This window comes from Falsiroseomonas bella (assembly GCF_003173615.1).
GTDB classification, from domain to species: Bacteria; Pseudomonadota; Alphaproteobacteria; order Acetobacterales; family Acetobacteraceae; genus Falsiroseomonas; species Falsiroseomonas bella.
In genome coordinates this window covers 1,691,604-1,705,840 of record NZ_QGNA01000001.1, presented here as the reverse complement: position 1 = coordinate 1,705,840, position 14,237 = coordinate 1,691,604, and the positions used below count along the sequence as shown (strand labels likewise).

Here is a 14,237-nt window from a genome sequence, read left to right as displayed (position 1 = left end):
ACGGCCGGCGCCGGATGCTTCAGTCGCCGCGGTTCCGGCGCGCATGCGCGCGCACGAAGCTCTCCACGGCGGAAAGGTCCGCGGGCAGCCGGGTGTAGCGTTCCGGCCGCTGGTAGAGATCGGCCAGGCGCGGCGGCAGCGGCGGCGCGATGCCGGTGGCGCGCTGCACCGCATCGGGGAATTTCGCCGGATGCGCGGTGGCGGCGACGACCACCGGGATGGCCGGGTCGCTCGGCGGCACGGCCAGCGCCGCGGCGGTGCCGACCGCGGTGTGCGGATCGGCGAGGTAGCCGCAATCACGGTGCAGCCGCGCGATCTCGGCCAGGGTGCCCTGGTCGTCCAGCGCGAAGCCCCGAAACACCTCGGTCGCGGTCTTCCAGGCCTCGTCCGGCACCGGCATCCGGCCTTCGGCGCGGAAGCGGCGCATCGTCCCGGCCGTGGCCTTGGCGTCGCGGCCCAGCAACTCGAACAGCAGGCGCTCGAAGTTGGAGCTGACCTGGATGTCCATGGACGGCGAGAGCGAGGGCTCCACCGTCCGCACCGTCATGTCGTTGGCCGAGAGGAAGCGGGCCAGGATGTCGTTGCGGTTGGAGCCGACGATGAGCTGCGCGATGGGCAGCCCCATCCGCCGCGCCGCCCAGGCAGCCAGCACATTGCCGAAATTGCCGGTGGGGACGCTGAAGGCCACTTCGCGGTCCGGCGCGCCGAGCGCGAGCGCGGCGGAGACGTAGTAGGGGATCTGCAGCGCGACGCGCGCCCAGTTGATGGAGTTCACCGCGGCGAGCTTCATCTCCTCGCGGAAGGGCGCGTCCCCGAACATCGCCTTCACCAGGTCCTGGCAGTCGTCGAAGCTGCCGGCGACGGCGAGGTTGGCGACGTTCGGCGAAAGCACCGTGGTCATCTGCCGCCGCTGCACCTCGCTGGTGCGGCCCTCGGGGTGGAGGATCACGATGTCCACCGCCGCGCGGTCGCGGCAGGCCTCGATGGCGGCGGAGCCGGTGTCGCCGCTGGTCGCGCCGACGATCGTCACGCGCTCGCCGCGCCGCGCCAGGGTGGCGTCGAACAGCAGGCCGAGCGCCTGCATCGCCATGTCCTTGAAGGCGAGCGTGGGGCCGTGGAACAGTTCCAGCGCGAAGACCCGCGTATCGATCTGCACCAGCGGGCAGGTCGCGGGGTGGCCGAAGCCGGCATACGCCTTCTCGAGCAGCGGCCGGAGCGCGGCCTCGTCCGGCTGGCCGCCGGTGAACAGAGCCAGGATGCGCGCGGCGAGCGCCGGATAGGGCAGGCCGCGCAGCTTGCGCCATTCGGCGCTGGTCAGGACCGGCCAGGTCTCGGGCACGAACAGCCCGCCATCCTCGGCCAGGCCGGCGAGCAGGACGCCCTCGAAATCGCGGGCCGGAGCCTCGCCGCGGGTGGAGATGTAGCGCATGGGGCGGAGGTTTAGTCCGACCGGCGCGGCGGGGCGAGGGGGCGGCGGTCCGTCGGCCGCTATCCGATCACGAGGATGTCCGCCGCGGCGAGCGCCGGCTTTCCGGCCAGCAGCGCCACCGCCGTCGGCCCGGCCAGTCCCGTCCCGTCGCGGTCCCAGCGAAGCCAGCCGGTGTCCGTTTCGTAGAGGAACTGGCCGAAGGCGGCATCGGCCACCGGCGCAGCGTTCGCCACGAAGCGGGACGCCGGCAGCACCCCTTCCGGCAGCGCACCGCCGGCGCTGGCGAAGCCGCCGGCGACGACCTGCAGACTGTCTTCGCCCGGGACGAACCCCAGCACGATGTCCGCCCCGGCCAGGCGGGATTCGAAGCGGAGGATGTCGGCGCCATCGCCGCCCTCCAGCGAGTCCGAGCCGGTGCCGCCGGACAGCAGGTCGGCGCCCGCGCCCCCGGAGAGCCTGTCGTTCCCGGCGCCGCCTTCCAGCGTGTCGGCGCCCGCCGCGGCCAGCAGCGTGTCGCCCGCGCCATTGCCGACGGCGTGCAGCGCGTCGAAGCCGTCGAAATCCAGCCAGCCGCCGCCCGGCAGATAAGCGAAGCCGGCGCCTTCCTCGAAGGCCATCAGCAGTGCCGGCGCGGCGGACGCGACGGCCAAAATCAGAAGGTCATCGCCCTCGCCGCCATCGGCATAGGCGATCTTCTCCGTCGCGCGGACGGTGTCCGCACCCGCCCCGCCATCCAGGAACCCGCCCGGCGCCGCGGTGGCGTCGATCGAATCCGCGCCGGCCCCGCCCTCGGCCTCGGCGCGGCCCAGCAGGACGAGCACATCGTCGCCATCCCCGCCGCGCAGCAACTGGGCGATGTTCACGGTCGGCCCGCCTGTGATGGTGTCGTTCCCGGCCCCGCCATCGGCTTCGGCCTGTCCCTTCCAGCCGGGCACGTTCGCATCCAGCTTCGGGTCGGTGCCGGCCAGCACCAGCCGGTCGTCGCCCTCGCCGCCATCCAGCGTATCGGCGAAGGCGCCCGCGCCGCCCAGCAGCGTGTCCGCACCCATGCCGCCGCGCAGCAGGTCGTTGCCGCCAACCCCGCCGAGGCTGTCGTCCCCCTCATGCCCGAGCAGGATGTCGTCGCTGATGCCGAGGCTCAGCGTGTCCCCGCCGGAAAGCCCCTCCACCGTGCCGACGGACCGCGTCGGCGCGCCCTGCGCCAGCACCAGCACCAGGCTTTCCACGCCGGTCGCAATCGCCCGGTCCTCGGCCAGCGAGGCCTGGAAGGTGGCGAGGGAGGCGGCATCCGGGGCCAGGCGCTGGATGCGGACCCAACTGTCCAGGAACGGGTCATCGCCCGGGCTGAACAGGATCGCCAGCGTGTCCTGGCCGGCGCCTCCGCCCAGGCTTGCGGTGGGGCCGCCGGCCCCTGTGGTGTTTGTGCTGCGCCAGTGCAGCAGGTCGTCGCCGTCGCCGCCATCGAGCGTGTCCTCGCCATAGGCGACGAGGGTATCGGCGCCGACGCCCCCATCGGCGCGGTCGGGATCGGCGCCGAGCGGCGTGGGCTCTCCGCTCAGCCCCGCATGCAGCCAGTCATTCCCCGCGCCCCCGAGCAGCAGGTCGCGCCCCTGGCCACCATCCAGCGTGTCGGCGCCGCCGGCGCCCACCAGCGTGTCGTTGCTGTCGCCGCCGACCAGACGGTCGCTCCCGGCCATGCCGAGCAGCCGGTCGTTGCCCGCCCCGCCATGCAGGCTGTCATGCCCGCCGCCCGCCAGCAGGATGTCGTTGCCGCCCTGGCCGTAGAGGGTGTCGGCGCCGATCTGCGCCGTCGCATCCACCACGTCGCCTGCCTGCGTCCCCGCCAGGTGCAGCGCCTCCACGCCGCGCACCAGCAGCAGCGTGCCGCCGAGCGTGCCCACGGCAAAGGCGGCCGGGTCCGCCGCGAGGGTGACCGAGAGGCTTCCCGTCTCGTTCGACAGGTCGAGCCAGAGCAGGTCGTTCCCCGCGCCGCCGTCGATGGTGTCGCCCGCGCCGCCCGCCTCGATGGTGTCGGCGCCCGCGCCGCCCTGCAGCAGATCGGCTGTCGGATCGAGCACGGACGGCAGGTTGTCGCGCAGCAGGTCGTTGCCGCCGCCGCCGTCGAGCGTGTCGAACCCGGTGCCGCCGATGAGCAGGTCGTCGCCCTCGCCCGCCGAAAGGCTGTCATTGTCATGCTCGCCGAGCAGCGTGTCGTTGCCGGCGCCGGCGATGAGCGTGTCGTCGCCGCGGTAGCCGGCCAGCGCATCGGCGCCCGAGACAGCCGAGGAATCGACGAGGTCCGCGGCCTCGCTGCCAGCGAGGAGCAGGGCCTCGATGCCGCGGATGCGCAGCGACGCGCCGGCGAGGGCGCCGACGGCGAAGACCAGCGGATCGGCCGGGAGCAGGATGACGGCAGCGCCCACCTGCTCGTTCAGCCGCATCTCCAGGAGGTCGGCACCCGCCCCACCATCCAGCGTGTCGGCGCCGCCGCCGCTCTGCAGCGTGTCGGCGCCATTGCCGCCCGCCAGCGAGTCCGCGTCCGTGCCGGGCCAGCCGCCGGCGCCGCCGCTCCATTGCATGTGGTCGCGCAGCAGGTCGTTGCCCGGCCCGCCATCCAGGCTGTCGGCGCCCGTCTCGCCGAGAAGCTCGTCATTGCCGTGGCCGCCGAGGAGGCGGTCATTGCCAGCGCTGCCGCCAACCAGGTCGTTGCCGGCGCGCGCCTCGACGACGTCGTCGCCGAGATGGACGAAGATGGCGTCGTCCCCGTTGCTGCCGAACACCGTGTCGGCGCCATCGCCGGGCGCCTCGTATTCCGCGACGAGGCCGCCGCGCGTGTCGGTGCCGAGATCCAGCCTGTCGCCGCCCGCGTCGCCGTAGAGGGTGTCGCGCCCCTCGCCGCCGAGCAGCGTGTCGGCGCCGTCGGCCCCGCGGAGCACATCGTCGCCGCCCAGCCCGGCGATGCTGTCGGCGGCGGCGCTGGCGAAGGGCCCGCCCGTGCTGTTCTGGCTTGCGCTGATGGTGTCGGCGGCTTCGCTGCCGCTGATGACCGTGACGCTCATGGTCCCCCCACGGCCGCCGCGTTTCGCAGGCACCCGAGGCAGCCAGCGGAAGGCTGCCCGATCCATGCAAGATCCGCAATAAATTGAATGGCGGCGGGTGCTACGCGCCCCGGGCGCCGAGCGGTGGCGGTTGCCGGTAACATGGAATGGTGGGTAGCCTGCCATGGGATGGAAGCGTCACCGTCACGCCGCGGCACCGACCTGACGATCGAGGGGCTGGCCGTCGCCTATGGCCGCACGCGCGTGCTGCACGAAGTCTCCCTCGCCGTGCAGGCGGGCGAGTTCGTCGCGCTGCTCGGCCCGTCGGGTTGCGGCAAGACCACGCTGCTGCGCGCCATCGCGGGCTTCGTGCAGCCGAGCGCGGGCCGCATCCTCGCGGGCGGGCGCGACATCACGACGGCGCCGCCGGAAAAGCGCGGCGCGGCGATGGTGTTCCAGTCCTATGCGCTCTGGCCGCACATGAGCGTGGCGAAGACGATCGGCTACGGGCTTTCCGTGCGTGGCTGGGACAAGGCGCGCATCGCCGCGCGCGTGGAGGACATGCTGCGACTGCTGCGGCTGGAGGGCCTGGGCGCCCGCCTGCCCGCGCAGCTTTCGGGCGGGCAGCGGCAGCGGGTGGCGATGGGGCGCGCGCTGGCGGTGGACCCCGAGATCCTGCTGCTGGACGAGCCGATGTCCAACCTCGATGCCCGCGTGCGCGAGGGCGTGCGGCACGAGCTTCGGGCGCTGCAGCAGGCGCTCGGCATCACCGCCATCCACGTCACGCATGACCGCGAGGAGGCAATGATCCTGGCCGACCGCATCGTGGTGCTGGAGGAAGGCCGCATCGCCCAGGCCGGCCCGCCGGAGGAGCTGTGGCACCGCCCGGCCAACGCCTATGTTGCCGACTTCCTCGGCGCGACCAACCGCCTGACGGTTTCGGACGGCGTGGTGATGTTCCGCCCGGAGGAAGCGCGCGTGCTGGCCGCGGGCGCGACGCTGGATGGCCCGGTCTTCGAGGGCACGGTGGCGCATTGCGCCTATGCCGGCGGCCGCTGGCGCGCCGCCATCCGCCTGGGCGCGGAGGAGGTGCTGGTGGACGTGCCGGAGCGGATCGCGCCCGGGGTGGCCGTGCGGCTCGGCATTCCTGCCGCCGCGGCGCATCGCTTCCCTGACATGCCCGCGTCATCGCAGCGTCATCGGGACTACGCCGAGGCCGGATAGGAACCGGCCCGGTGACCACACACAGGAGGAAGGCCCAGATGAACCGTCGTTCCCTGCTTCTCGCATCCGCCGCCATCGCCGCGGCGCTGCCGGCCGCCGACCTTCGGCCGGCCGCCGCGCAGCAGCGCGTGACGCTGAACGTGCTGACCGCCGGCGACCAGAACATGGTGGACTACATCACCGATTATCTCGGCCCGATGTTCACGCGGCAGAATCCGGGCGTGACCGTGCGCGCGGTGGGCACCGGCCCCGGCGATGCCGGCAGCCAGCGCATCTGGGAAAGGCTGGAGGCGCAGCGCCGCGCCAATGCGCAATCCGTGGATGTGGACGTCGCCGTCGTGCACCAGGCGATGGCCGGGCGGATGGTGAGCGAGGGGCTGCTCTCGCGCTACCGCGACCAGGCGAACACCGGCGGCCTGGCGACCAGCGCGGTGACGCGCAACGCGCTCGGGCAGAACGTGGACGGCTATGTGATGCCGATGTTCAACAGCCAGGTCGCGATCGCCTACAACCCGGCGCGCGTGCCGAACCCGCCCACCAGCTTCCAGGCGCTGGAGGAATGGGTGAAGCAGAACCCGCGGCGCTTCGGCCACAACGGCATTCGCGGCGGCATGTCCGGCGTCGCCTTCGTCTTCGGCTGGGCCTATGCGTTCGGGCCCGACCAGAAGCGGCTGATCGAGGGCCCCTACGACGCCGAGGCCGTCGCCGCGCTGACGCCGGCGCTGCAGCGCCTGCGCGAGTTCAACCGCAACGTCACGATCACGCCCGGCAATGCCGGCACGCTGGATGCGCTGAACCGCGGCGAGATCGACATGGGCCCGGTGTGGATGGACATGTTCTACACTTGGCAGTCCGAAGGACGGCTGAGCCCGGACATGCGACTGGTGCTGCCGGCCAGCGGCATGCCCGGCCAGCCGATGTACTATGTGATCCCCGACAAGGCCGCGCATGCCGATCTCGCGCGCAAGTTCATCGAGCTGGCGACCAGCCCGCCGGTGCAGGCCGAGGGCATCGTGCGCCGCTTCAACTGGCTGCCGGGGATCGATGCGCAGCATGTGCGCCAGCACCTGGACCAGCAGACCTGGAACCGCCTGTTCCGCGACGTCGGCCCCGACCAGCTCGCCGCCGGCGCGCGCCCGATGCCCCAGGCGCAATTCTTCCGCGCCATCCAGGAAGCCTATGAGCGGGTGGTGATGAATTGAGCGACACCCTCCTCCCCCGCGAAAGCGGGGGAGGCAAGCACGCATGAGCCGCCTCTTCCCCTATCTGCTGCTCGCGCCGGCGCTGTTCGTCGTCGGCGCGTTCTTCCTCCTGCCGCTCGGCTTCTCCGTGGCCGGTGCCTTCGAGGGCAAGGAAGGGCCGACGCTCGAGAACATCTCGCGTGCGGTCGGCCTCTACCGCACGGACCTGCTGTTCACGCTCCTGATCGTGGCGCTGTCCACCGCGCTGATCGGCGCGGGCGCGATCGCGATCGGCGGCTACCTCACGCTCGGCCGCAACCGCACCGCGCGGCGCATCCTGGCCGCGCTGTACCGCTGGCCGCTGTTCATCCCCTTCATCGTCGCTGCGCAGGCGATGCGCGGCTTCATCGGGCAGAACGGGCTGATGAACAACACGCTCATCTGGCTCGGCCTGATGCCGGCGGAATGGGCGCAGAGTTTCCTGGACTGGCGCGGCATCGTCATCACCTTCGTCTGGAAGCAACTGCCCTTCGCCACGCTGCTGGTCGCCGGCGCCATGGCCGCGCTGGACCGCGCGGGGATCGAGGCGGCGCAGAACCTCGGCGCGGGCCGCGCGCGCATCCTGTTCGGAATCGTGATCCCGCAGGTGGCGCGGAACATCATGGTCGCGCTGGTGCTGAGCTTCGTGACGATGATGTCCGTGCTCTCCGTGCCCATCATGATCAGCGGGCAGAGCCCGACCATGCTGACCGTCGCGATGGCCTGGCGCATCAACGCCATGGGCGACTACGGCACGGCGAATGCGCTCGGCCTGATCGCCTGCATCGCGAGCGGCCTGGTGGCCTGGGCGTGGCTGCGCAATTCCGTGCGCGAAGCCGCCCGATGAGGACCGGCATCGCCTGGTGGCTGCCGCGCGCACTGCTGCTTGCGGCCTTCGCCTTCTTCATCTTCGGCCCGGTCGCGAACCTGCTGCTGTGGAGCGTGGCGGAGGCGTGGTTCTGGCCGAACCGCCTGCCATCCCAATACGGCTTCCGCTTCTGGGAGCGTGTGTTCCGCCCCGAAGGCCAGGCGATGGAGAGCCTGTGGCTCTCGATCTGGATCGCCTCGCTGACCACGCTGCTGTGCCTCGCGGTCTCGATCCCCGCGGCCTGGGCGCTGGCCAAGGCGAAGCTGCGCTGGCGCGCGCTGATCCTGCTGCTGTTCCTGCTGCCGCAGGCCTTCCCGAACCTGCCCGTCTACATCAACATCGCCCGCATCTTTTTCACCTTCGACCTGAACGGGACCGTGCTCGGCGTGGTGCTGGTGCATGCCGCGCATGGCCTGGTCTATTCGATATGGATCGCAACCGCCGCCTTCGCCGCGATCGAGGACGACCTGGAACTCGCCGCCCGCAACATCGGCGCCAGCGCGCTCACCGCCTTCCGCACGGTGACGCTGCCGCTGGCAGCACCCGGCATCGCGGCCAGCGCCATCTTCGTCTTCCTGGAATCGCTCGACGAATTCACCGCGAGCTACTTCGTCGGCGCGCCGGAGGTGCGCACCCTGCCGCTGCTGCTGTTCAGCGCGGCGGCCGGCGGCAACATGCAGGTCGCCGCGATCACCGCGCTGATCCTGCTGGTGCCGAGCATCGCCTTCATGCTGCTGGTGGAGCGCTTCCTGCGTGCGGAAGTGCTGGCGCGGGTCGGGAAATGACGACGCGAAACCCGTTGCCACGCCAGGAGCCCGCGGGTTCCAGGCTGCCGCGGTAGGTGCAGGTCGCCTTCTCGGCGCCGGACGAAAAACAGCCGCCGCGCAGCACGCGCCGGATGGACGGCGCGGCATCCGCATCCTCGCGGCCATCGGCCGCGTCATAGGGGTAGCGGAAGGCGGGCGTGGCCATGTCCTCGCCCCAGTTGGTGCTGCACCACTCCCACACCTGGCCCGCCATGTCGTCGCAGCCGAAGGGAGAGCGGCCGGCGGGGAAGAGGCCCACGGCGCAGCGGTCGTTCAGCCCGGCTTCCTCGGAGTTGCAGCGCAACGCCGCCCAGGGGGCCGCCCAGGGATAGACCTGCGCGTCGGAGACCGGCTGCCTCCCGCGCGCGGCGGCCTCCCATTCCGGCTCTGTCGGCAGGCGCACGATCTCATCCGCCGCGATGCGACCCTCATCGCGCCAGATCGGCGTGATCCAGGTGCAGAAGGCGCGTGCATCGTGCCACGAAAGATCCGTCGCCGGCGCATTCGCCATCGCGGGATCGCGCCCATCGGCGGAGGTCCAGGCACGGCCGGTCGCCGCCACGAAGCGCGCATAGAGCGCGCTGGTCACCGGGAAGCGCGCGATGCGGAAGGGTGCGAGCGTCACGCGATGCGGCGGTGCGGAATTCGGGTGCAGCGCCGATCCCATCGCGTACTCGCCGCCCGGCACCGCGACGAGTTCCGCCAGGTCGCGCGGATCGCCCAGCCGCGCCAGGTGCCGCCCCGCACGGATGCGCGCGGGCAGCTTCAGGTCGTCGCGCGCGACGGCGGAGGCGAGCGCATCGCGCAGCATCGCCACGGGCGGCGCGATGTCGGCAGCGAGCACGGCGAGGTCGCTGCGGCCCGTCGCCAGCAGCGCCTCGGCCAGCGTCGCATCGCCTTGCAGATGCCGCAGCGTGGCGTGCCAGCACGGATCAGCGGCAAGCGCGGCGACGGTCGCAGCCGGCAGCGTCGCGATGTGCCGCGCCGCCAGCCGTTCCAGCACGAAGCGGCGGCCGAGGGTCGGGTGCGCCGGCGTCACGCCATCGCGCAACGCGGCGAAGGCGGTCGCGGCGTGGTGCGCGAGGTCACCCAGCGACACGCCCGCGACGGCCAGTGACATCAGCCCCGGATGCGCCGGCAGGTCCTTCGGCCCGCCATGCAGCGCGTGCCAAGCCGCGCGCTGCGCCGGCAGCAAGGGCAGCAGGCGATGGCGCCGCACGCCGGGCGGGATCGGCCAGGCGCCGCAGGCCTCGGCATCGCCGAGCAGGATGGCGCGGCGTCCGCGCGCGACGAGTTCCGCCAGCAGCGCGGGTCCGCCCTCTCCCAGCCGCTCCGCCTCGTCGAGGATCAACAGCCCATCCTCGGGCAACGCGTTCACCGGCGCGGTCAGCAGATGCGGCAGGATGGGCTCCGCCCATGTCTCCCGCACCAGCGTGCCCGCTTCGTCGCGCGGCACGTCGGAGGCCAGCGTCGCCAGGTTGAAGCGCGCATCGCCCAGCGCCTCGCCGGCCAGATGCAGCGCCAGGCGCCGCGCCAGCACCGTCTTGCCCGACCCGGCTTCGCCCAGCAGCAGCAGCACGGGTGCGTCCTGCGCCACCTCAAGGGCGGTGAAGTATTGCGGCGGGCGGGGCACGGCGTCGCGCAGGCGGCGCAGGCCCTTCGCGGCCTTGTCCTCGAAGCTGAAATCCACCAGGGCGGGAATGCAGCCTTCGGCCAGCGTCACCGCGCGCCCCTCACGCACGAACAGGATCGTGGCGGCACAGTGATCGAGCAGCGCGCGCAGCGTCATCGGAACAGCGCCGCGACCTCCGACGAACGAAAATGCTGCACCTGCAGCGCGTAGCCGGCGGGATCCTCGAAGAAGAAGAACTTGTCGCACCAGGTGGCGCTGCGGATGTCCGTCAGCTTCGGCACGCCGGCGGCCTGCAGCTTCGCGTGCCAGCCTTCCACGTCGTCCGTCACCATGCAGAACAGCGCCGCGGATTTCGGCGTGGTGCGCAGATGGCCCTTCTTGCCGTCCACGATGCCGAAATAGCTGCGGCCGACGCGGTAGATGCGCGCCAGCCCCTGGTCCACCACCAGCTCGAAGCCCAGCGTCTGCTCGTAGAAGGGCGCGATGGCCAGGATGTCGTCGTAGTAGAAGAAGGTGATGGCGTAGTCCGGCGGCATGATCAGGACTCCTGCGTGCGTCGACGCGGGTTGAACCAGTCGCCCAGCGCGTCGCCGATAAGGTTGAAGGCCAGCACGGTCAGCAGGATCGCGCCACCGGGCGCCAGCGCGGCCCAGGGCGTCTCCCGCAGGTATTGCAGGTTGGCGGAGACATCCGCGCCCCATTCCGGTGCCGGCGGCTGCGCGCCGAGGCCAAGGAAGCCGAGGCTCGCCGTCTGCAGGATCGCGCTGCCCACGGCCAGCGAGGCCTGCACCAGCAGCGGCCCGATGCCGTTGGGCAGCACATGCCGCCACAGGATCGCACGCGTCGTGCTGCCGCAGGCGATGGCGGCCTCCACATAGGGCAGCACCGAGATGGACAGCGCCTGCGCCCGCGCCAGCCGCGCGAATTGCGGCGCCAGCGCGATGGCGACGGCGAGCATCGCATTGGTCAGGCTCGGCCCCAGCGCGGCGGCCAGCGCAATCGCCAGCACCAGCGAGGGGAAGGACAGCATCGCGTCCACGAAGCGCATCATCGCCATGTCCGCCCAGCCCCCGAGATAGCCCGACAGAAGGCCGAAGGCCGTGCCGGCGACGAAGGCAAGCGCGACCACGCCGACGCCGATGGCCAGCGTCGCGCGCCCGCCGCTCAGCACGCGGGAGAGGACATCGCGCCCGAAGAAGTCGGCGCCCAGAAGCTGCTCCGCGCTGGGCGGCGCGAGGCGGCGCGACATGTCGAGCGCGATGGGAGAGGGCGCGACGAGCGGCCCCAGCAGCACCGCCAGCAGGATCGCCGCCAGCAGCGCCGCGCCGAAGGCGGCGAGCGGGTTGCGACGCAGGAAGCGGGCCGCTTCCCTCACTGCCCCACGCGCCTGCGGATGCGCGGATCGAGCGCGGCGTGCAGCAAATCCACGCCGAGCGAGACCAGCATGAACAGCAGCGCGAAGACCAGCGTCGCGCCCTGCACCACCGGGTAGTCGCGGTTGCGGATGGCATCGAACATGTAGCGGCCGACGCCGGGCCAGGCGAAGACCGTCTCGGTCAGGATCGCGCCGCCCAGCAGCTCCGCGAACTTGATGCCGAGCACGGTCAGCGCCGGCAGCAAAGCGTTGCGCAGGCCGTGGATGAAGATCACGCTGCGCTCCGGCAGGCCCTTCGACCGCGCGGTGCGGATGTAGTCCTCCGCCATCGCTTCCAGCATCGCGTTGCGCACGAAGCGCGCCAGCGTCGCGGCGAGGAAGGCGGCCAGCACCATCACCGGCAGCACCAGGTGGCGCGCCGCATCCCAGGCGGCTTCGGGATCGCCGGTGAGAAAGCCATCCAGCACCGCGAAGCCGGTGACGGGATCGCCCAGGAAGTAGGGGCTGTTGCGGCCGGAGATCGGCAGCCAGCCTAGCCAGATGCCGAAGACCAGCTGCAGCAGCACCGCCAGGAGGAAGGCCGGCATGGAGACGCCCGCCAGCGAGACGATGCGCACCCCGTGATCCAGCGGCGTGTTCGCCCGGATCGCCGAGAGCACGCCGATGGGGATGCCGATCACCAGCGCCACCAGCGTCGCGCTGATCGCGAGTTCGAGCGTGGCGGGCAGGCGTTCCAGCAGTTCCTGCGTCACCGCCGCGCCGCTTTTCAGGGAACGCCCGAGGTCGCCCTGAAGAACACCCCAGAGGTAAGAAAAAAACTGCGAGAGCGGCGGCTCGTCCAGACGAAGCTGGGCGCGCAGCGCAGCGATCTGGTCCGCTGTCGCACCCGGCCCCAGCAGCGTCGTCGCGGGGTCGCCCGGGATCAGGCGCGACAGCGCGAAGACGATCAGCAGCACCAGCAGCAGCACCGGCAGGAAGGCCAGCAGCCGCTGCGCGATCATGCGCGCCATGGCGGCGCGGCGTCAGCCCTTGCTGACGCCCCAGTACTCGTTGAGCGGCGGCGCGCTGTTCACCACCAGCCCTTGCACGCCCTTGCGGCGGAAGACGATCAGCTTCGGGCTGAACAGCCAGGCGGCCGGTGCGCGCGCCACGATCTCTGCCTGCACGCGGTGATAGAGCGCCTTGCGCTGTTCGAAATCCACCTCGGTCTGCGCGCGCAGGATCAGCTGGTCCAGCGCCTCGTCCTTCGGCATGCGGAAGGTCATCGCGCTGTCCGCCAGCGAGGAGAGATAGCCGATGGTGATGTGCGCGTCCGGGTCGTTGTACCAGGGCTGGCGGCCATCCAGCGCGATCTCGTGCCGGCCGGCGACATGCAGCGCGCGATAGGCGGGGAATTCCGTCTGCGCGATCGTCGTCTCGATCCCCACCGCGGCGAGGTTCGCCTGCAGGAAGGTCGCCACGGCGCCCCACAGCGCGCCCTGGAAGGAATACATGGTGAGCTTGAGCTGGCCGGGCTGCACGCCGGCCTCCGCCAGCAGCCGCCGCGCCGCGGCGGGATCGTGGCGCGGCGCGAGTTCGCGCATGCGCGTGTCGAAGGCCCAGGAATTGGAGGTCAGCGGCCCGTACACGCGGTCCGCCGTGCCGCCGAAGATGCCGCTCAGCAGGCCGTCATAGTCGATGGCGTGCTGGATCGCGCGGCGCACGCGCACATCCGCCACCGGGCTGTCCGGACGGTTGTTGTTGAATTCGAGCTGCCGGATGATCTGGCTCGGGACCTCGATCACCTCGATGTCCGGGTTGTTGCGCAGCGCGCGCACATCCTGCACCGGCGGCGCGGCGAGCTGGCCGGCCTGGTGCACGATGTCGAGGCCGCCATTCTCCAGCTCCAGCCGGCGCGTCGAGGCATCGGGGATGATGCGGTAGATGATGCGCAGCAGCTGCGGCGCGCCGCGGAAATAGTCGGGGTTCGCCTCCAGCACCACATCGGTGTCGCGGCGGTAGCTGCGGAAGCGGAAGGGGCCGGTGCCGATGGGGTTCACGCTGAAGGCGTCGCCATGGCGCTCCCAGGCCGCCGGACTCGCGATGGCCGCCTGCGGCTGCGCCAGCAGCGAAAGGAAGACGGGCATCGTCTCCTTCAGCGTGATGCGCAGCGCGAGCGGGCCCGTCGCCTCGATGCCTGCGATCGGGTCGAAGCTCGCGCGCATGTAGGGGTTGACCGCCTTGGTGCGTTCCAGCGCGGCCTTCACCGCGGCCGCGTCGCAGGCGGTGCCGTCGTGGAACTTCACGTTGGGCCGCAAGGCGAAGTCGAAGACCTTGCCGTCTGCCGAGACGGTCCAGGACGCGGCGAGGCGGCCTTCCAGCGTGTCGAAGGCGGGCGCCTTCCAGGCCACCAGCGTGTCGAAGACATTCAGGATGATCTCGCTGCCGATCGGCTCGGCGCGGTTGGTGCCCGGTTCCAGGTTGGCGGGATCGGAGGGCACGCCGATCACCAGTGTGCGCTGCCGGATCTCGCGCGCGGACTGCGCCATGGCTGAGGCGGGCAGCGCCGCCGCCGCAAGCAGCGCCGCTGCCTGTCGCTTGCCGATGTTCATCGCCTGCCCCCTCAAGATGGCATGCCACCCCGCGCATCCGACGCGATCCAGGC

General features: G+C 71.7%; 11 protein-coding genes. 4 read left to right on the top strand and 7 right to left on the bottom strand.

Annotation, left to right across the window (positions count from 1 at the left end; genetic code table 11):
* Window positions 1-19: 19 nt before the first annotated feature.
* Window positions 20-1,429, bottom strand: coding sequence for a threonine synthase (thrC, locus tag DFH01_RS08005; protein ID WP_109869790.1), 1,410 nt, complete (start codon window positions 1,427-1,429; stop codon window positions 20-22).
* A 59-nt stretch (window positions 1,430-1,488) separates the two neighbouring features.
* Entirely contained in the window at window positions 1,489-4,488 is a 3,000-nt protein-coding gene (locus tag DFH01_RS28670) for a calcium-binding protein (protein WP_158287655.1), read from the bottom strand.
* A gap of 168 nt (window positions 4,489-4,656) precedes the next feature.
* Between DFH01_RS28670 and DFH01_RS07995 the strand changes: the two genes are divergently transcribed.
* Genes DFH01_RS07995 through DFH01_RS07980 form a run of 4 tightly spaced genes read left to right on the top strand, consistent with a single transcriptional unit; the run spans window position 4,657 to window position 8,564 of the window.
* Window positions 4,657-5,691: an ABC transporter ATP-binding protein gene (locus DFH01_RS07995; RefSeq protein ID WP_109869788.1), complete on the top strand. Its 1,035-nt coding sequence runs from the start codon at window positions 4,657-4,659 to the stop codon at window positions 5,689-5,691.
* A 38-nt stretch (window positions 5,692-5,729) separates the two neighbouring features.
* A complete protein-coding gene (locus DFH01_RS07990; protein ID WP_109869787.1) occupies window positions 5,730-6,893 on the top strand; it encodes an extracellular solute-binding protein in 1,164 nt (387 codons plus the stop codon).
* A gap of 43 nt (window positions 6,894-6,936) precedes the next feature.
* A complete protein-coding gene (locus DFH01_RS07985; protein ID WP_109869786.1) occupies window positions 6,937-7,758 on the top strand; it encodes an ABC transporter permease in 822 nt (273 codons plus the stop codon).
* Window positions 7,755-8,564 carry an ABC transporter permease gene (locus tag DFH01_RS07980; RefSeq protein ID WP_109869785.1) on the top strand — a complete coding sequence of 270 codons (810 nt, stop codon included), beginning with the start codon at window positions 7,755-7,757 and terminating at the stop codon, window positions 8,562-8,564. Before DFH01_RS07985 ends, DFH01_RS07980 begins: the two co-directional genes overlap by 4 nt.
* Here the strand turns inward: DFH01_RS07980 and DFH01_RS07975 are convergent.
* From DFH01_RS07975 to DFH01_RS07955, 5 genes are read right to left on the bottom strand one after another with little or no spacing between them, the layout of a single operon-like run.
* Window positions 8,506-10,374, bottom strand: coding sequence for an SUMF1/EgtB/PvdO family nonheme iron enzyme (locus DFH01_RS07975; RefSeq protein WP_109869784.1), 1,869 nt, complete (start codon window positions 10,372-10,374; stop codon window positions 8,506-8,508). The genes DFH01_RS07980 and DFH01_RS07975 overlap by 59 nt on opposite strands.
* Entirely contained in the window at window positions 10,371-10,754 is a 384-nt protein-coding gene (locus DFH01_RS07970) for a VOC family protein (protein ID WP_109869783.1), read from the bottom strand. Before DFH01_RS07970 ends, DFH01_RS07975 begins: the two co-directional genes overlap by 4 nt.
* A 2-nt stretch (window positions 10,755-10,756) precedes the next feature.
* Window positions 10,757-11,593, bottom strand: coding sequence for an ABC transporter permease (locus tag DFH01_RS07965; RefSeq protein WP_109869782.1), 837 nt, complete (start codon window positions 11,591-11,593; stop codon window positions 10,757-10,759).
* Window positions 11,590-12,603, bottom strand: coding sequence for an ABC transporter permease (locus DFH01_RS07960; RefSeq protein ID WP_109869781.1), 1,014 nt, complete (start codon window positions 12,601-12,603; stop codon window positions 11,590-11,592). The genes DFH01_RS07965 and DFH01_RS07960 overlap by 4 nt, the downstream gene beginning before the upstream one ends.
* 12 nt (window positions 12,604-12,615) lie before the next feature.
* Entirely contained in the window at window positions 12,616-14,184 is a 1,569-nt protein-coding gene (locus DFH01_RS07955) for an ABC transporter substrate-binding protein (RefSeq protein WP_109869780.1), read from the bottom strand.
* Window positions 14,185-14,237: the final 53 nt, after the last annotated feature.